12 protein-coding genes are annotated in these 20,383 nt (G+C 44.6%); 6 read left to right on the top strand and 6 right to left on the bottom strand.

Translation table 11 applies throughout. The annotated features are described in order from the left end of the window. The first annotated feature begins 4 nt into the window (after positions 1-4). From QZ076_RS06275 to QZ076_RS06255, 5 genes are all read left to right on the top strand, one after another. A complete protein-coding gene (locus tag QZ076_RS06275) occupies positions 5-2,509 on the top strand; it encodes a prolyl oligopeptidase family serine peptidase (protein ID WP_293711329.1) in 2,505 nt (834 codons plus the stop codon). Positions 2,510-2,764: 255 nt separating this feature from the next. Then, the gene (locus tag QZ076_RS06270; protein ID WP_293711326.1) at positions 2,765-3,787 is read left to right on the top strand and encodes a histidine kinase; all 1,023 of its coding nucleotides are present in this window, start codon (positions 2,765-2,767) and stop codon (positions 3,785-3,787) included. Positions 3,788-3,799: 12 nt separating this feature from the next. Further along, positions 3,800-4,552: a LytTR family DNA-binding domain-containing protein gene (locus QZ076_RS06265; protein ID WP_293711449.1), complete on the top strand. Its 753-nt coding sequence runs from the start codon at positions 3,800-3,802 to the stop codon at positions 4,550-4,552. 112 nt (positions 4,553-4,664) lie between these two features. Next, entirely contained in the window at positions 4,665-6,179 is a 1,515-nt protein-coding gene (locus QZ076_RS06260; RefSeq protein WP_293711323.1) for a 4Fe-4S binding protein, read from the top strand. Positions 6,180-6,200: 21 nt separating this feature from the next. Continuing rightward, positions 6,201-7,583 carry an aldo/keto reductase gene (locus QZ076_RS06255; RefSeq protein WP_293711320.1) on the top strand — a complete coding sequence of 461 codons (1,383 nt, stop codon included), beginning with the start codon at positions 6,201-6,203 and terminating at the stop codon, positions 7,581-7,583. A 39-nt stretch (positions 7,584-7,622) separates the two neighbouring features. On the opposite strand, the gene QZ076_RS06250 is transcribed toward QZ076_RS06255, so the two are convergent. From QZ076_RS06250 to QZ076_RS06225, 6 genes are all read right to left on the bottom strand, one after another. After that, positions 7,623-8,396: a prephenate dehydrogenase/arogenate dehydrogenase family protein gene (locus QZ076_RS06250; protein ID WP_293711317.1), complete on the bottom strand. Its 774-nt coding sequence runs from the start codon at positions 8,394-8,396 to the stop codon at positions 7,623-7,625. A gap of 147 nt (positions 8,397-8,543) precedes the next feature. Continuing rightward, complete coding sequence (locus QZ076_RS06245; protein ID WP_293711314.1) at positions 8,544-9,614, bottom strand: bifunctional 3-deoxy-7-phosphoheptulonate synthase/chorismate mutase type II; 1,071 nt, start codon at positions 9,612-9,614, stop codon at positions 8,544-8,546. 74 nt (positions 9,615-9,688) lie between these two features. Next, entirely contained in the window at positions 9,689-10,873 is a 1,185-nt protein-coding gene (locus QZ076_RS06240) for an aminotransferase class I/II-fold pyridoxal phosphate-dependent enzyme (protein WP_293711311.1), read from the bottom strand. After that, a complete protein-coding gene (locus QZ076_RS06235) occupies positions 10,848-11,693 on the bottom strand; it encodes a prephenate dehydratase (protein ID WP_293711308.1) in 846 nt (281 codons plus the stop codon). Before QZ076_RS06235 ends, QZ076_RS06240 begins: the two co-directional genes overlap by 26 nt. A 263-nt stretch (positions 11,694-11,956) precedes the next feature. Next, positions 11,957-12,883 (bottom strand): hydrogen peroxide-inducible genes activator, encoded by a 927-nt coding sequence (locus QZ076_RS06230; protein WP_293711305.1) that lies wholly within the window; start codon positions 12,881-12,883, stop codon positions 11,957-11,959. 6 nt (positions 12,884-12,889) lie between these two features. Next, positions 12,890-16,930, bottom strand: coding sequence for a two-component regulator propeller domain-containing protein (locus tag QZ076_RS06225; protein ID WP_293711302.1), 4,041 nt, complete (start codon positions 16,928-16,930; stop codon positions 12,890-12,892). A gap of 391 nt (positions 16,931-17,321) precedes the next feature. Here QZ076_RS06225 and QZ076_RS06220 point away from each other — a divergent pair, with 391 nt between their 5' ends. Next, a complete protein-coding gene (locus tag QZ076_RS06220) occupies positions 17,322-20,375 on the top strand; it encodes a TonB-dependent receptor (protein ID WP_293711300.1) in 3,054 nt (1,017 codons plus the stop codon). The last annotated feature ends 8 nt before the right edge of the window (positions 20,376-20,383 follow it).

Genomic DNA, 20,383 nt, shown 5'->3' with positions numbered 1-20,383 from the left:
TCACATGAAGAAAATGTACATTCTGATTGCTACCGGGCTGTTTATAAGTATGGCTCCGCTGATAGCACAACAAACGACAGGTAATATTGTCGAGTATTTTGGAAAAGAGAGAGTGGAGCGTGTAGACGAAGGTATCATACTCCATGCCTTCAAACAGGGATACTTTGTTCCGGTAACAGCCCCTTCCGGTTATCTGTTTGCTACTTCCGACGGCCTCGGATGGGAGATTGCAACCGGTAAATTCCGTACTCCTACGGAAAATGACTTGACTGCAACGAACTACGGACGTACCCGCGAAGCCGTGCAATGGACTCCGATCGTTGCCGACTCTACCGGAAAGTTTGCCAACCGTGCCTTGCGCCGTGCCTATGTTTATACAGCCTATGAAGCGGATAAACCCCAGATCGCATTACTCGAATCGAGCGGAAACACCCGTACCTTTATCAATGGTATGCCACACGAAGGCGATCATTATGATTTTGCTTATACGCTGATCCCTTTTCACCTGCAAAAGGGGAATAACGAATTTATCTTCACCCCAGGACGTTTCGGCCGGGTAGAAGCTAAGCTGATTATTCCGGGCAAACCGGTGATGTTCACAAAAAGAGATATGACCCTGCCGGACATCATTAACGGAGAAACGGGAGAGAAATGGGCGGCCATCCGTGTTGTTAATGCACAGGATAAAAATCTTTCCGGACTGAAGATACAATGTCAGTTGGAAAGCGGCGAGACGGCAACTATCGCTACGGACGATATTATGCCGATGATGGTACGTAAGGTAAAATTTCAGGTTCCGGCAGCCGTTTCCACAAAGAAAGGAGAAACGAAGGCTACTGTTATTCTGCTGGATAAGTCGGGAAAAGAGATCGACCATACAGAAATCGTTTTGCAGCAAAAAGACCCATCTTCCATTCATGAACGGACTTTTATCAGTAATGTAGATGGTAGCGTGCAATATTACAGTGTGACTCCATCCACCACCCAAGCTGATAATCAGGCATTATTTCTTTCTGTTCACGGGGCGTCTGTGGAAGCCCGCAATCAGGCTCGTGCTTATGCTCCGAAAGACTGGGGACATATCGTTGCTCCGACTAACCGCCGTCCATTCGGTTTCAACTGGGAAGAGTGGGGACGTGTCGATGCAATGGAGGTTCTTGCCGAAGCAGAGAAAGTATTAAAAACCGATCCGTCGCATATCTATCTGACCGGTCATTCGATGGGGGGACACGGGACATGGTTCCTCGGTGTTACTTATCCCGACCGCTTTGCTGCTATCGCTCCCTGTGCCAGTTACCCGGATATCGCCCGATACTCGCGGCCGAATGCCGATGCAGCTAATGTTGGTGAGAAGCATTTCGATATGATTTGCCGGGCTGCCAATGCCGGACGCACACTGGATTTGAAAAGGAATTTCCTTCAATCGGGTATCTATATCCTTCACGGTGACTCCGACAATGTAGTCCCCATCCAGCAGGTACGCCAGATGCGGGAGATATTAGGCACGTTCCATCCGGACTTCTGTTATTACGAATATCCGGGCGGCTCACACTGGTACAGCAACGAGAGCGTGGACTGGAAACCTATTTTCGATTATTTTCGCTGGCATAAAATACCGGCAGCGGACGAGGTGAAACAACTGGAGTTCCATACCGCTTCCCCGGCTATCTCGGCTAAAGATTACTGGGTAACCGTCAACCAGCAGGATACGGCGTATGCGTTTTCTTCCGTTTCTTTCAAACAGACAGGGAAAGGCCTTGAAGGAACAACCTCGAATGTAGCTTCCCTTACGTTTGACCTGCCCGCCTTGAAGCTGTCGGAAGAAGCAATTATAACGATCGATAACGAAACACTCCGGGCAGATGGTGGTAAACCGGCCGTTTTGAAAAGGGTTTCCGGTAAATGGGCCTTGGTAGACGAGGTTCCGGCAACGGAGAAATATCCCTCACGCTATGGCGGTTTCAAACAGGCTTTCGACAATAAGGTGGTCTTTGTATATGCTACCGGAGGAAATAAGGAAGAAAACGCGTGGTATCAGAACAAAGCCCGTTTCGACGCTGAAACATTTCTTTACAGGGGTAATGGTTCTATCGACGTTATTTCCGATCGGGAATTTATTCCGTCTGTCTATGCCGACCGTAATGTTGTACTTTACGGTAATGCAAGCAATAACAAAGCATGGAACAAACTCCTGAAAAATGCCCCTGTGCAGGTATTGAAAGGTGAAATCCGTATGGGAGACAAGGTTTTTAAAGGAAATAACCTGGGTACTTATTTCGTTTACCCCCGTCCTGATAGCCGTACGGCCAGTGTTGGCGTGGTAGCCGGAACGGGTATCGAAGGAATGAAAGCTACTTATCCGAATGATTATATTTCCGGTATCACCGGTTATCCTGATTTACTAATATTCAATGTAGATGTGTTGAAAGAAGGTATTCGTGGAGTTGAGGTATCCGGTTTCTTCGGCAACGATTGGAGTGTGGAAAATGGTTATTTTATAACTGAATAAAGAGAACTTCCGAAGGGGTTATACCCTTCGGAGGTCTGCTTATTCTGTGTTCCTTAATACAATCATATAGCTCTTTCTGAGACCACGGCAAGCAACGTGGCAGAGTTGTCAGGGTGAAGTATACCATTCCGATCACTTTCCGGAAGTAAATGATCCGAACCTTTTCGTCTTTACGGCTTTTTTTTTCGCTTTCCTTCTCCGGGGATATGAAGTGATGATTATTTTGTTTTCCTTTGTCTTTGTAAATAAGAACTTATGGACTCGTTCGATATTTATATCACCCGTAGACTTACGCTGGTCAGCCTGATTAGTACGGTTTTCATTGTCTATCCCAATATAGCCTGCATTCCCTGGGAATTGAAATATATAAAAGGGACAGACCTTGTAGTTCTGTTATCCTTTTTCGTTTACCGTTTCTTTTTTTTCTGGGGATTAATCAGCCTGCTGATACGTTATAACCTGAAAAAGATGCCTGACGCTTTATTCAAGCAACGGCTGATGCATAACTTCCTGTTCTCATTCGTCGCTTATCTTCTTTATGCCTCTATCTCGTATGGAGTGTCTTCTATGGGGATTCGTACGGATGCGTTGGGAAGTATCCTGATTTTCCAGTTTTTTGTTACCTGCTTCCTTTGTACGTTTATCGGGTATATATACATGTTGTATTCCGGGCAACGGGAGAAGGAACAAGAGATCGAGCGTTTGCGTTTTGAAAACCTGCAAAGCCGGTGCGATGCGTTAGCTAACCAGATCAATCCGCACTTCTTTTTTAATTCGCTGAACGGTATCTCTGCATTGATCCGTAAGAAGGACGATGAAAAGACACAGATGTATGTCCATCAGTTGTCCGATATCTTCCGTTATATTCTTCAAAGCGACAGGAAGGGGCTGGTTACTTTGCGGGAAGAACTGGAATTTATGTTGTCTTTCCAATATGTTATGGAAGTTCGCTTTGCCAATAAACTGACGTTTTCGGTTCGGGTAGAGGAGGAGCGGAAGGATCAGTTGATGTTGCCCGTTCTTTCCTTACTTCCGTTGGTCGATAACGTGGTTGTTCATAATATGATAGACAGTGAACATAAGATGGATATTTCGATAGTGTTGAACGAACGGGACGAACTGGTTGTGTCGAATCCCGTTTATCCGAAATTATCTGCTCCCGATACCAACGGAACAGGATTGAAGAATCTGGAGAACCGTTTTACTCTATTGATGAATCGACAGATACGGATAGAATTGACAGAAGAAATATTCCGTGTCTATCTCCCTTTAAAATGAAATAAAATGGGTATAAGAGTATTGATTGTAGAAGACGAAACTGCCGCTTATGAGAATTTAGTAGATATCCTGATGGAAGTAGCTCCGGATATTCAGATCGCCGGAAACACCGAAAGTGTTATTCAGACTGTCCACTGGCTTCAATCGAATCCGGCCCCGGAGTTGATATTTATGGATATTCACTTATCCGACGGTTCGGCCTTCAATATCTTTGATAAGATAGAACTGGAAACACCTATTGTTTTTACAACAGCCTATGACCGCTATGCGATAGAGGCCTTTAAGGTGAACAGCATCGATTACCTGCTGAAGCCTATAAAGGTGGAGGATATCAAACATGCATTGGATAAATACGGAAAACTGAACCGGCAGGATATCATTCAATACCTGTCACAGTTAACCCGGCTGGCCCCGGCTCCTAAATACAAGGATAAACTGTTGATCCCCTATAAAGACAGGCTTTTACCGGTCAGCCTGAAGGATGTTTCCTGTTTTTACACATCCGACAAAAATACCTTCGTCTATCTGAAAGATGGAACCGGCTACCCGTACTCCCGGACACTCGAACAAATAATGCCTTCCCTTAATCCGGCTGATTTTACCCGGGCGAATAAGCAGTTCGTCATAAACAGGGACAGTATATCCAATATCACGATCTGGTTCGACAGCCGCCTGCTGGTGACGCTCGATGTGGAGCTTCCCGAACGTATCTATGTCAGCAAGAATAAAGCAGCTGAGTTCAAATCGTGGTTGGTGAACGATTGACCGGCATTTCGCGATCCTTCCCTTTTTTTTCGTTTTGACGAAACGGCTGTATCTTTTACATTAAAAATCCGGCATCTTTGTACCCGGAAACAAACCAATAATGAGATACACGATGTTAAGAAAAATCAGACTGACGGCAGCTACGCTATGTTTCGTGCTTATTACGCTTCTGTTCCTCGACTTTACGGGGACGTTGCACGGATGGTTCGGGTGGCTGGCCAAAATCCAGTTCCTGCCTGCCGTGTTGGCATTGAATGTGGGTGTTGTGGTATTTTTAGTTCTTTTGACTCTGGCGTTCGGGCGTATTTACTGCTCGGTGATCTGCCCGCTGGGCGTTTTCCAAGATGTGATTGCACGGTTCGGCAGGAGGGGGAAGAAGTTGCCTTATTCGTATTCGCCTGCACTTTCCTGGTTGCGATACGGGGTACTGGCTGTTTTTGTGTTGGCTTTGGTGGCAGGAGTGGGTTCCTTTGTCGCTTTGTTGGCACCTTATAGTACTTACGGACGTATTGCCAATAACTTATTTCAGCCCCTCTGGATGTGGGGTAATAATCTATTGGCCTATCTGGCGGAGCGGATAGACAGTTACGCTTTCTATGAAGTGGATGTCTGGATGAAGAGCTTGCCGACACTTCTTATCGCTGTGGCTACGCTGGCGGTTCTTTTCGTATTGGCCTGGCGAAACGGACGTACTTACTGCAATACGATCTGTCCGGTTGGTACGGTGTTGGGGTTCATATCCCGCTTTTCCCTGTATCGTATTACAATAGATACGGATAAGTGCAACAGTTGCGGTCTTTGTACCCGGCAATGTAAAGCGGCCTGCATCGATGGCAAACAACATAAAGTAGACGGTAGCCGTTGTGTTGCCTGTATGAATTGCCTGGATGTTTGTCGTAAAGGCGCTCTTCGTTATGCTCCGGTCTGGAAGGCGAAGAAGCAGGAAGCGGAACCATCCGAATCGGAAGATAAAACAAATCTCTCCCGCCGCAGGGCCTTATCAGCTACGGCCCTCATTCTTATGGGCAGTGCATTGAAGGCACAGGAAAAGAAGGTGGAAGAGGTCGATATGAAGAGAGACGGCGGACTGGCTCCGATAAAAGAACGGAAAGAGATGGAACGTCTGACGCCTATCGTCCCTCCCGGTGCACAAAGCATACGGAATATGAGGCAGCATTGCACGGCTTGCCAGTTGTGTATCTCGGCCTGTCCGAATCATGTGTTGCGTCCTTCCGGTGGCTTGATGACGTTGATGCAGCCGGAGATGTCGTATGAACGTGGTTACTGCCGTCCAGAATGTACGAAATGCTCCGAGGTATGTCCGGCAGGAGCCATAGAGTTGATAACGAAAGCCGATAAATCATCTATCCAAATCGGTCATGCCGTATGGGTGAAAGATAACTGTGTCCCGTTAACCGACGGTGTCGAGTGCGGTAACTGCTCCCGTCATTGTCCCACGAATGCTATTGAAATGGTCGCTTCCGACCCGGCTAACCCGAAATCGCTGAAGATACCGGCTATCAATGTCGAGAGGTGCATCGGTTGTGGCGCCTGCGAGAACCTTTGTCCGTCGCGTCCGTTTACGGCTATCTATGTGGAAGGGCATGAAAGACATCGAGTTATATAATCCGTTTTAATGAATAATCTTATGAAAGATCAACATATCAACCGCCGTGACTTTCTGAATATTGTAGGTATCACGGCTGCAACGACTACGGCGGCACTCTACGGTTGTGCTCCGAAAGATCAAAAGAGTTCCGGAAGCAAAGCCTCTTCGCCTGTCCCGACCGACCAAATGACTTACCGTTCATTCCCCTCGCTGGGAGAGGATAAGGTCTCTTTGCTCGGCTATGGTTGCATGCGCTGGCCGACTATCCCTTCGCCCGACGGAAAGGGTGACCTGATCGATCAGGATGCCGTGAACGAACTGGTCGACTATGCCATTGCTCATGGTGTGAATTATTTCGATACATCGCCCGTTTATGTGCAGGGCTGGTCGGAAAAGGCTACGGGGATTGCTCTTAGCCGTCATCCGCGCGAGTCGTATTACCTGGCTACCAAGCTGTCGAATTTCTCGAACTATACACGTGAAAACTCGCTGGCCATGTACCGCCGTTCGTTCAGCGAATTGCAAACGGATTATCTGGATTATTACCTGCTTCATTCCATCGGTGGAGGAGAGGGGATGAAGACCTTCAACGACCGTTATGTCGACAACGGGATGATGGACTTCCTGATGAAAGAACGTGAGGCGGGACGTATCCGCCGTCTGGGTTGGTCGTTCCACGGATCGTCGGATGTCTTTGACGAGGTGCTGGCCTTACATGACAAGTATCATTGGGATTTCGTGCAGATACAGATGAATTATGTCGATTGGCGCCATGCGACGGGCAGAAATGTTAACGGTGAATATCTCTATCAGGAGTTGGAGAAACGGAATATACCTGCTATTATCATGGAGCCGTTACTGGGTGGCCGTTTATCGAATGTACCCCAGCATATCATGATGCGACTGAAAGAACGTCGTCCGGAAGATAGTGTTGCTTCCTGGGCATTCCGTTTTGCCGGTTCTCCCGAATTGGTGTTGACTGCTTTAAGCGGTATGACTTATATGGAGCATTTGCAGGATAATATCCGTACCTACTCTCCGCTTGTTCCGTTGACGGATGAGGATAAGGAGTTTCTGGAAGAAACGGCCCAGTTGATGATTAAATACCCGACAATTCCTTGCAACGATTGTAAGTATTGTATGCCGTGCCCGTATGCCATCGATATTCCGGCCGTACTTCTCCACTATAACAAATGTGTGAACGAAGGAAATGTTCCGAAGAGCCGGACGGATGAGAATTACCGGGAGGCACGTCGTGCATTTCTGGTGGGTTATGATCGTAGTGTGCCAAAACTACGTCAGGCAGATCATTGTGTCGGCTGCGACCAATGTAATGAACATTGCCCGCAATCGATCGACATACCGAAAGAATTACAACGTATCGATCAGTTTGTCGAACAGTTGAAACAGGAAACGTTATGATCTTATTGGGGCGGAATTTACCCACCCCAATAAGGTTTATTATTCAATGTTTTTACGAATCTTGGTCAGATAATCTTTCATCGCTTCCGAGTCTTTATCCTTAATAATATCCTGAAGAATATTCAGCTCTTCCTGGATACGAGCGATCTGTTTCGGTGTACGCGGGTTAAAAAGGATTTCAGTCAATAGATAATCGTCTTCCGATAACAGTCCGCGTGCAATCTTCATGTGTCGTTTAAATGTCGTACCCGGTGCATCCTGATGTTTCATCGTTGCGGCAAATACCATTGTGGATGCAAAAGGGATACCTAAAGAGTAGGCCACCACCTTGTCATGCTCCTCAAACGTATATTCACAGATGTGCAGGCGCAGGCTGGCGTAAACATCTTTGAAGAAGATTTTTCCCAGATGATCGCCTTCTGAGATGATGATCGTGTTTTCCTTTTCCAACTGTCCCAGATTGGCGAACGTCGGACCGAACATCGGGTGAGTGGAGACATACGGAAAACCGCAGGTTTCATAAAACTCTTTCAGATGGGTCTTTACGGAAGCGATATCTGAAATGATGCAATACGGTTGCAAGTAGGGCATGATACTCTTGAATGCTTCGATCGTGTAACTTAATGTTACGCAGTTGATCACCAGTTCGGGGGCGAAGTCTGCCACCTCTTCCGGTTTCTGCAGGCGAAGGGCGTTGTAGATGAAGCGCATGCGTTTCGGATCACTTTCCAATACAGCCACTTCATGGTCAAAACTCAGCAAGTCGGTGAAGAAAGAACCCATCTTTCCGGCACCTAATATTAATATCTTCATTGTCTTATTCTTTTTGTCTTTTAGTTTCCGTCGCGATCAGACGTCGTGTTGCGTCGTGCCTCGACGTAACGCTACGCTTCGATGAGACGTAAGCCGTCGTCAAGCCTCGACGCAACGTTACGTCTAGGCTTGACGGAAGCAGCCGGTTTATTGTTCATTCATGATGATCATCTGCTGACGAACAGATTCTTCATGTATCTCTTTCAATATTTCTTTTACAAAGTCCACGTTCAGTTCCATTGTCTGTCCCATATCGGAACGTTTTTCCAGGATCTCGCTGTAACGCGGTGACTGCAGGATAGGCATGTTATGCTCTTTCTTATACACCCCGATTTCGCGTGAAATACGCATACGTTTAGCCAGCAGTTCGAGTAATTGTTCGTCGATACCATCGATCTGGCGACGCAGTTCGGCAAGGTTTTCTGTTGTCTGCGTTTCGTTACGGATAACCAATAGGTTGACAACATAATCCAATACATCCGGAGTGATCTGTTGTGAAGCGTCGCTCCATGCACAATCCGGACACGGGTGTGATTCGATCATCAAACCGTCGAAGCTTAGGTCCATAGCCTGCTGAGACAGCGGAGCGATCAGTTCGCGCTTACCACCGATATGGCTGGGATCGCAGAAGATCGGCAGGTTCGGCATGCGGCGGCGCAGTTCGATTGGAATATGCCACAGCGGCAGGTTACGGTACATTTTTTTGTCGTATGAACTGAATCCGCGGTGGATAGCACCCAGCTTGTGGATACCGGCTCCGTACAGACGTTCGAATGCTCCGATCCACAATTCCAAATCCGGGTTTACCGGGTTCTTGATCAGTACGGGGATGTCTACCCCTTTCAATGCGTCTGCGATTTCCTGTACGGCAAATGGGTTTACGGTGGTACGTGCACCGATCCACAGAATGTCGATACCGGCTTTCAAGGCTTCGAATACATGGTCTTTTGTTGCCACTTCGGTAGCGACATACATGCCGGTTTCTTTCTTCACGCGTTTCAACCATTGAAGACCTTCTGCTCCAATACCTTCGAATCCTCCCGGTTTAGTACGAGGTTTCCAGATTCCGGCGCGGAATATTTTAACGCCTTTTGAGGCCAGCTGGGTAGCGGCTTCCATTACTTGTTCTTCTGTTTCGGCACTACACGGGCCGGAGATGATGATAGGACGCTGGGGGTCTACACCGGGTAATAAGATCGATTCTAATTCCATTTCCATGATGAATAATGTGTTAATTTGCCAATTTGCCAATTTGCCAATCAGAGTATCTCCATTGGCATATAGGCACATTCTCACATTGGCATATTGTTAATTCTGTTTAATGCTTCCTGTAATGCTTCATTCTTGCAACAAAGGGAGATGCGGATATAACGTTCACCGCAACTTCCGAAGATAAATCCGGGAGTGACAAATACATTAGCTTCGTACAATACTTTGTTTGCCAGTGCTTCACTACCTTCTGCTGTTGCCGGTATCTTTCCCCAAAGGAACATTCCTACCTGGTTTTCATCATATGTACATCCTATGGCATGCATGATTTGTCCTGCCAGGTCGCGACGACTGCGGTAAGTACGGTTCATAGTATCGTACCATTCTTTCGGAGCTTTGAGGGCTTCCACTGCTGCATGTTGCATCGGTTTGAATTGGCCTGAGTCGATATTGCTTTTCACCTTCAGTATCCATTGAACGAATTGTGCGTTCGAGGCCAGCATCGCCATACGCCAGCCCGGCATATTGTGCGCCTTGCTCATCGAGTTCATTTCGATGCAGATCTCTTTGGCTCCCGGTACACTGAGGATACTTAACGGATGCTCGTTCAGGATAAAACTATACGGATTGTCATTACATATGATAATACCATGTTTACGTCCGAAAGCAACCAGCTTCTCAAAAAGCTCCATACTCGCATTGGCTCCGGTCGGCATATTGGGATAATTTACCCACATCAGTTTCACGTTGGAAAGATCCATTTTTTCCAATACTTCGAAATCCGGTTGCCATCCCAATTCTTCTTTTAACTCATAAGATATCAGGTTGGCTTGTACCAATTTGCTGACAGAACTATAGGTCGGGTAACCCGGGTTGGGAACCAATACTCCGTCTCCCGGATTCAGAAAAGCCAGCGAGATATGCAGGATACCTTCTTTGGAACCGATCAACGGCTGGATCTCCGTTTTAGGATCCAATTCCACTCCATACCAGGTCTTGTACCAGTCAGCGAAACCTTTACGTAATTCCGGAATACCCACATAAGGCTGATAACCGTGCTCATTGGCATTATGAGCATGTTCGCACAATGTCTCGATCGTTTGTTCCGAAGGAGGCAGGTCGGGGCTACCTACACCCAGGCTGATTACATTCTTGCCCGCGGCATTCATTTCGGCTACCTCTTTCAGTTTCTTTGAGAAGTAGTATTCCTGTACGCTACCGACACGTTCGGCAGGTGTGATGTTACACACTTTGTTTTCCTTCTGCATATTCGCCTAATATTTTTAAGTCCTTTGTTAATGGGATGATTGCATCCAATGCTTGTTTGTATCTCGTATAATCAGTAAATGTCAGATCGATATAGAATAAATATTCCCATTCGCGGCCGATGATCGGGAGCGATTGTATTTTGGAAAGATTCATGTCGTAGAATGAAAGAATAGAAAGCACTTTGGAAAGGCTACCGGAGGTGTGGGGGAGAGCGAAAACGAGGGATGATTTGTTGATTTCTGTCTTTTCAAGCAAGTCTTCTGCCGTCCATCGGTCTGCCAGGGCTAGGAAACGGGTGAAGTTGCGTTTATTTGTCTCTATCCCTTCGGCAAGGATTTCCATGTTGTATATCTTAGCAGCCAGTTTACCGCAGACGGCGGCGTGTCCTTTCAGGTTATTCTCGGAAATCCAGCGGGCGCTCATAGCGGTATCTTCTTTTTCTACCATCTTCACATTCGGCAGGGTATCGAGGAAGTCGGTACATTGCATCAGCGCGATCGGGTGGGAGTTGACTTCCGTAATTTCGTGTATCGTCGTTCCCGGCAGTGCAACCAACGAATGCGAAATACGCAATTTGTATTCACCGATCACCCGCAAACCGCTTTCGCGTATCAACTCATGATTCTGCAGCAGGCTTCCTGCAATCGTATTCTCGATGGCCATCAGACCCAGTATTGCCGGATCTTTCTTGATGGTTGTGATTACATCTCTGAATGTATTGCATCCAACAATCTCAATTTCTCCACCTTCATAGAAGCTACGGGCTGCGATATCGTGATACGAACCGGCTATTCCCTGAATTGCTACTCTCTTTTTCATCTTTCTGTCTTAAAGTCATAAAAAAAGTCCCACCGTAATCGGCAGGACTTCATATATTTTATTGATACATATTTTCTATCATCAACGCTTTACATACAAATTCCTGCCTTCACTCTGCTAAAGTAAAAGTAATAAAAGAAATATGTAAAGCTAAATCGATTCATTTCGTCTGTTTGTTTTTAAATATGCAGCAAAAGTAACGCTTTTTTGGAAACTACAAGCGAAAAGTGATAATTTTTTTCGCCAAGAGATAAAAATAATGTTCACACTACTTTTAATCCGGCTTGCAGAGTCAACATTTCTTTGGGTACGGACTTTTTAATGCTCTCGATCAACATGCCTGCGATGGTATGACGGATAAAATCTTTACGGGTGATCCAGACAATTTCGCGTGCCGGTTTAGGGATGGCGAAAGGACGTACCAGTTTCTTTTGTTCTTCACTGAGTTGCAGGGTAGCCAGTTCGGGAATAAAAGTCACACCGTTGCCGCTTTCAACCATTCGCATGAATGTTTCAAGGCTTCCAAGGCGGTAAGCAGCCTGGCGGAGTTTTACTTTCTCCATCTGGCAGAAACGCATCAACTGGTCGCGGAAGCAATGTCCTTCGTCCAGTAACCAGAGGTGTTCGTCGCTGATATCGGCTGTACGGATCAGGTCTTTTTTGAATACCGGATCGTTTTCAGCTACATAGCCGAAGAATTGTTCGTAATATAATGTATCGCCCTGTAGCTGGTTCTCTGTGGGTTGGTTTGCAATGATGGCCGCATCTATCTCTCCATTCAGGATTGCAGCCATGGTAGGAGCCGTTTTCATTTCGAGGATACGGATATCCAGATCGGGATGTTTTTCCGATAGCTGCTGGAAGAAACGGGGCAGCAGATAAGGGGCAATCGTTGGTAAAACAGCCAGGCGGAAAGTTCCTTTCAGAGACTGCTCTTCTTCATTCACGATATCTTTTATCAGGGATGCCTGGTATAATACGGTACGGGCCTGGTCGATCACCTTCCGTCCGGCGGGAGTAGGGCAGACCGGCTGCATATTACGGTCGAATAATTTAATACCCAGCTCGTCTTCCAGTTTCTGGATCATCATACTGAGCGTTGGTTGTGTTACTCTGCAATGTTCTGCCGCTTTGGCGAAGTGGCGGTATGTGTCTACCGCAAGGATGTACTCGAGTTGTTGTATATTCATACTACTTTAGTTTTTTTTGTTCATAAAATCTTTCGGCAAAACTCCGAATTGTTTCTGGAAACATTTGGAGAAATAAGAGGGGTTGTTGAATCCAACCTGATAACATATTTCATTGATACGATATTTCTGTGTAGCTAACAGTTCTGCCGCTTTTTTCAAACGGACGAGTTGTATTAGTTCGTTCGGGGTCATTTCGACCAATGTCTTTATCTTGGCAAACAATCCCGACCGGCTGATGCATAGTTGTTCTGCCAATACATCGATGGAGAAGTCGATATTCGATATATTCTTTTCAATGATCTCATTCATCTTCGACAAGAATTGCTCGTCAGCCTTATTGACGGCCACGCTATCCAATGGAACGAACGGCATTTCCGAGAACTTTTTCCGCAGTTTTTTCCGCGACTCGAGCAGGTTCTCGATCTGTGCACGCAATACCTGTGTCGAGAACGGTTTTTCGATGTAGGCGTCTGCTCCGGACTTTATACCGGTCACTTTCGATGTATTATCGGTTTTCGCAGTCAGCAATACCAGGGGAATATGGCTGTAAGAAAGGTTTTCCTTTACTTCTTTGGCGAAAGTGAAACCGTCCATAACCGGCATCATCACATCGCTGATGATAAGATCGACCGGTTGTTTTTTCAGTTGTTCCAATCCTTCTTGTCCGTTTTCTGCCGATAATATGTTGTATGTCTCTTTGAAACTGTCATGGAGGAAGCTTCTCATGTCGGTATTGTCTTCTACTATCAGTAGCGTAGGGCATCTGGGAGAAGCGGCCTGCCGACCGTTTGCTTCTTTGCTGTATGGTTCCTCGTCGGGAATCGTATAGTCTGTTATTATATCCTTTTTAGATTCTGCCGGAACGACATCGGGTTGTTCCTGTGGTATTGTTACCGTAAATATTGTACCCTGTTCAGCTCCGCTTTCTACTTCGATCATGCCATGATGGGCATCTACCAGTAGTTTAGCCAGCGACAAACCAAGTCCCGTACCCGGTTTATGGCTCTGGGCTATCTGGTAGAAAGGAAGGAATATATTATTCTGTTCCTGTTCAGATATTCCCCGGCCGTCGTCCGATACTTTGATAACGACAGATTTGTTATGACTTTCGCAGGTCATTGTAATTTTACCCGCAGCATACTTGGTAGCATTTGTCAGCAGGTTGCTGATAACTTTGGTTATCGCTTCGGGATCGACAATAGCTATTATTTCCTTGTCGGGCATATCGAAAGAAAAGGTGAAGCCTTTCTGTTCGATCATCGGTTTGAAACGGTCATACAGGTTCTGAAGCAGTTCATGCATGCTCTGTTCGGAGAAATTGATTACGAATGCTCCCTGTTCCGCTTTCCTGAAATCCAACAATTGATTGACCAGCGACAAGAGCCGCTGGCTGTTTCGGTCGATTATATTCAATGCGCTCTGGATTGTCGGAGGAAGGGTCGACGAGGCTTCCATTATTTTTTCGAGTGGCCCGATGATCAAAGAGACCGGTGTGCGTATTTCGTGTGCGATCAAGGTAAAGAAATTGATCTTGGCATCGTGCAGTTCCTTTTCTTTTTCGACACTCAACTGAAGCATACGGGCTTTATGACGTTTTTCTGTCCGCTGCTTCATGGCGTATATAATATAGCAAACCAATCCGATGACCGATATGATATAAATGAAATAAGCCAAATGTGAACGCCAGAAGGGAGGATGAATAATTATATCTACAGTCGTAGCTTCTTCATTCCATACACCATCGTTATTCGAACCCATTACGTGAAACTTGTATTTACCGGCCGGTAAGTTTGTGTAGGTAGCTTTGCGCTGGTTACCAACAAAGTTCCAGTCTTTGTCGAAGCCTTCCAGTTTATATTTATATTGGTTTTTAGCCGGCACGCTATAACTGAGACCGACATATTCGATACTGAATACATTATATTTATAGGAGAGTTCTATTTCTTTAATACAGGTCGTCGATTGGGGCAGGATACCTTGTTCTTCGATCTTTACATCTTTATTGAATACCTGCAGATTGGTAATGACTACCGGTGGTATATAAGCGTTAAGAGAGATGGTACGGGTATCGAGCTCGCAGAAACCGTTGGTGGTTCCCAGATATAAAAGACCTGAAGAGGCCAGTAAAACGGCATTGACTCCGTATTGGTCGCTTTGCAGTCCGTCGCTTTTAAAGAAAATTCGTTGTTCTTCGGTTTCGGGACAATAGGAGATAAGTCCGTTAATCGTACTGATCCACAGATATCCCCGGTTGAAAACGACACCGGTGACAGCTGCTTGCGATATATCGAGCGGTACACGGACGAAGTTGCCGATAGCCTTATCGAAACGGCAGATCCCGTTGTCGGTTCCTGCCCATAATTGTTGTTTGTCATCCAGGCAGAGGCTATTTACCTGATTGGTCGATAAGGTGTTCTTATCAGCCGGGTTAAATGTATATTGTTCCCATTTTTCTGTTTCCGGGTTGAAGCACAAAAGCCCCTTGCCTAGTGTAGCAAACCAGATGTTGCCGTCCGTATCCTGTAGTATGCAACTGGTGGTCGTTCCTGTTTCCCTGACTTTAATGAAACTATCGTTTTTGCGATCATAACGCAGGATGCTCTGCATAGTCCCGAGCCAGATATTGTTTTGTTTATCCTTATAAATAGAATAGACACTACTCATCTCTGTAGGAATATTATCGGTAGAACCGGCGGGATATTGAGTGAATTTGCCGGTACGGGTATTCAGTATGTTCAGGTTACCGGAATAGGTACCGATCCATAAATTCTCGTTATCCAGGAATAGAGCGTGAATATTATGATAGGATAGACTATTACGGTTAGGATCCGGCAGATAATTCGTAAATGTTTTGTTTTGTGTATTGAAGTAGCTCAGTCCGCCGTCGTCCGAACCGATCCAGATATTGCCGGAAGGGTCTTCGCAAAAGCAACTGATAATATTTCCGCCGACAGAATTGCTGTAATCCGAATGAGTATATCCGTTGATCATACCTTTTATCGGGGCGGCATAGTTTACACCGCCGTAATAGGTACCGACCCATACACCGCCTTCCCGGTCTTTGTAGATGGGATAGATAAATTTATTGGAGAGGCTACTGTCTTTTAATTCGGTGGCAGTCATTACTTCTGCTTTCCCTGTCTTTGTATCGAAATACGCAAGTCCGTCGTCTGAGCCGATTAATAAAACCCCCGGTCGATATTCGGTGATGTAGTGAACATGGGAGATGCCGTTCGGTGTTCCCGGAGCCAGAAACGATTGTATCTTCATCGTCTTTTTGTTTAGTCGGCAGATACCATGGCTCCAGGTTCCTATCCATAGATTATCTTCGTCACCGTCTTCAATGGCGTAAATCCGCAGGTCGCAGGGCTCTCCGTTCATCTTCGTTATCTGATAAGTAATGAACTGGTCGTTCTCCGGGTCATAACGATTTATAGTTCCTTTATTTTGTTGAGGAGCAACCCATATTCCTCCCTGGTTATCGATGTATAAATAAAAAATTGTGTTTGCTACCAGGGAGTTGCTGTTATCCGGTATGGATACATATTGTTTTAGTCGTTGCGTTTGTTTGTTGAAGCAGAAAACGCCTTGTCCCAATGTGGCAAACCAGATATTTCCATCAGGTGCTTCTGCAATAGCTGTTATATTACTTTTAATCTTTGTTCCCTTGTCTGTCCCGGCGGCGAAGTATCTGAATTGTTCCAGTTCAGGATTGTAGATATAGAGACCTTCATCTGTTCCTATCCAGAATGTTTTATCGGAGTCTTCAAGTAAAGAGTATATATAGTTGTTTCCGATGGAAGTAGAGTCTCCTACTATATTCTTAAAAACTTTCACATGGTAGCCGTCGAACCTGTTCAGCCCGTTTTCCGTACCGAACCACATAAATCCACGGCTATCCTGAGTGATACTGCGGACTGTATTGGATGACAATCCGTTTTCAACTTCATAATGGATGAACCTGAATTGTTCCGCATAAATCCATTGGCAGGATAACAGGAGAAAGATAAAAATCTTTATGTGTCGGACAATAGATAGTGCTTTCATGTTATATTTAGAAGATATAGTATAAGGCACAAAGGTAGAAAATATATAGAATATCTTGGTGGTGCAGGTAAAAAATACACTATTTCAAAGTTTTGGTTGAATGATTTTTAATTCTTAATATAAATTTCAATTGCTGAATATCAATCTTTTTTGTGGATGAAAAGCGATACAATCTGTCTAATAAAATAGCAAAATAGTCTATTGTTTGATTTTGTGTATTGTTTATCAACGTTTTTTTGGAATGTGGAGTTTCAATGGGGATGTATTATTTTTTTATTGTATTAAACGATTCTTGCATAATAAATGGTATATATACGCTTATTTTGTTGCCACGGATTTGTTAAGAACATATAATCAACTCATTGTTAACAACCTACTAATATATAATGATATGAGAAAAAGATTCCACAATCAGGGGTATGGCAAGTTATTCTTATCTGCTTGTCTTTTACTAAGTGCGAATGCCGGAAGCTATCGACTGTTTGCTAATACGGCGAACTCGGAAAACAGCATCTCCGAAATTTCACAGCAAAAAGGTATTACAATTACCGGAGTCATTAAAGATGCTTCAGGTATGGAACTGCCGGGAGTAAACGTGGTCGAGAAAGGAACCACAAACGGAACGATGAGTGACATGGACGGCAAGTTCACGATCACTGTACCTGGTTCCAAATCGATTCTGCAATTCTCTTATGTGGGCTTCCAGAGTCAGGAAATAGCTGTCGGTAATCAGAAATCGATCACAGTAAAGTTGCTGGAAGATAGTCAGCTTGTGGATGAGGTGGTTGTTATCGGTTATGGTACACAGAAGAAAGGAGATGTTACCAGCGCAATTTCGAGCGTAAAAGCAGAAAGTTTTGTGAAAGGTGCGGTTACGGATGCAGGTCAGTTAGTACAGGGTAAGGTGGCAGGTTTAAATATTTCTACCCCTTCCGGAGATCCGACGGCGAATACGCAGATTATGTTGCGTGGTATTTCTTCCATGAAAGGAAGTACTACTCCTTTGGTATTGGTTGATGGTATTCCGGGGAGTTTGAATACGGTTGCTCCTGAAGATATTGAAGCGATTGATGTATTGAAGGATGGTTCTGCAACAGCTATTTACGGTACACGTGGTACAAATGGTGTGATTATTATTACGACAAAGGCCAGCCGTAAGGAAATGCCGCCGACAATTGATTATTCTGGTTATGTTTCTGTCTCTACCATTGCGAAACGTCCGGATGTGATGAGTGCTTCCGATTTACGTCAGAAATGGAGCGAAGGCTATGAGTTTCTTGGTGCAAACAGTGAAGATTTTGGTTATGATACTGATTGGCTGGATGAAATTACACGTACGGCTATCAGCCATGTGCATAACCTCTCTTTGCGTGGCGGCAGCAAACAAACGAATTATACCGCTTCTCTTAATTATCGAGATCGCCAAGGAACCTTTAAGAAAACCGATTTTGAGTCGTTGACCGGTCGTTTTGATATAACACAATCGATGTTGGATAATAAATTGACAGCAAATATGTCGGCTATCATCAGTGAACATACTATGCCGCGTAGCTGGAATACTTATATTTATCGTCAGGCAATGATTCATAACCCGACAGAACCGGTTCGTAATGAAGATGGCGGCTGGTTCGAACGTGATTTGTATTTCTATGATAACCCGGTCAGTTATCTGAATGAAACAGTCGGTGAAATGAAACGTAAAAATCAGCGGCTTTCCGCTAGCTTGACATATCGGCCGATTGAAAGTGTTACCTTAAAAGGTATGTATGCCCGTCGTGGAACCTCCACCACTGATGGTGTTTATCACACTAAACAACATGTCAATTCTACTAAGAATGGTAAAAACGGTGATGCATACCGTAAGGATTCGGATTTCCGCAACAACCTGATTGAGTTGACAGCTAATTGGCAACAATCTTTTAATAAACATAATTTCAATGCGTTGGTCGGTTACAACTATGAAGATAATATGAATTCATATTTGGAGGTTTCCAATTATGATTTCCCGACAGATGCCTATACTTACGATAAGATAGAAGCCGGTATGGCTTTGCAGCGTGGTGAAGCAACTATGAACAGTTATAAAAGTACCGATAAACTGATCGGTCTTTTTGCCCGTGTCGGTTATAATTACGACGATCGTTATTTGTTTATGTTCTCTCTTCGTCGGGAAGGATCTTCCAAGTTTGGAGCCAATCACAAATGGGGTAATTTCCCTGGTGTTTCTGTGGGATGGAGAATTAACAAAGAGCAGTTCATGCAAAATTATCACTGGCTGAGCGATTTGAAACTGCGTGTTGGTTATGGTGTAACTGGTATTAACGTAGGTGATCCATATAATTCATTGAGTAGTTTAAACTATGAAGGAGCTTTTCTATATGATGGAGCATGGGTGAAAGCACTGGAAACGGTACGTAATACAAATGCAGATTTGCGTTGGGAAAAGAAAAAGGAATTTAACCTTGGCTTGGACTGGGATGTGTTTAATGGGCGGTTAGGCGGTACTGTAGATTATTATAGCCGTGTAACAACTGATGGTATTTGGGAATATGCCGTTCCGACTCCACCGTATTTATATCCTACTATTTTAGCTAATGTAGCTGAATTAAAGAACAATGGCTTTGAGTTATTAGTTCGTGCAACTCCGGTTCAGACTGATGATTTCCAATGGAGTACAAATGTTTCTTATTCAACAAATAAAAATAAGGTCGTTTCTATTTCCAACGATCAGTTTTCGTTTGAAAAAGATTTTATCTATGAAGGTTATGTAAGTGAACCGATTCAGACGAGTTCTCATATCGTGAAAGTAGGTCGCCCTATCGGTACATTTTATGGATTGAAATCAGTCGATATAACAGATGACGGCCTATGGATTGTTGAGGGAAAAGATCCGGAAACAGGTGAGTGGGTACACATGAAAGCCGATCAGGCCGACTCCAATAGCTGGCAGGAGTTAGGTAATGGTATTCCTAAACATTATCTGAACTGGAACAATACATTCAATTATAAAGGTTTCGACCTGAGTATCAATATGCGTGGAGCTTTTGGTTTCCAGATTTTGAACTATCAACGTATGTATTATGAAAATGCTAAACCTTCTCTTCAGTATAACCGTTTAAATTCGGCATTCGATAAGGTTTATGGTAAAAGTCCGGTATTGGATGACCAGCGTTATGTTAGCTACTATATTGAGAATGGCAGTTATTGGAAGATCGACAATGTAACATTGGGTTATACTTTCAATTTAGGTAAACAAAATGTGATTAAGAATCTGCGTATCTACGGTTCTGTTTTGAATCTGGCTACGATTACCGGTTATAAAGGTCTTGATCCGGAAATTCCACTAAGTAGTAGTGATTATGGTGTATTGAATGCCGGTGTCGATGAGCGTGACAAATATCCGACTAACCGTACTTATACATTCGGTGTTAACGTAACATTTTAATTAACAAA

The organism is uncultured Parabacteroides sp., from assembly GCF_905196875.1.
Classification (GTDB): domain Bacteria; phylum Bacteroidota; class Bacteroidia; order Bacteroidales; family Tannerellaceae; genus Parabacteroides.
This window is presented reverse-complemented; position numbering and strand designations above follow the sequence as displayed.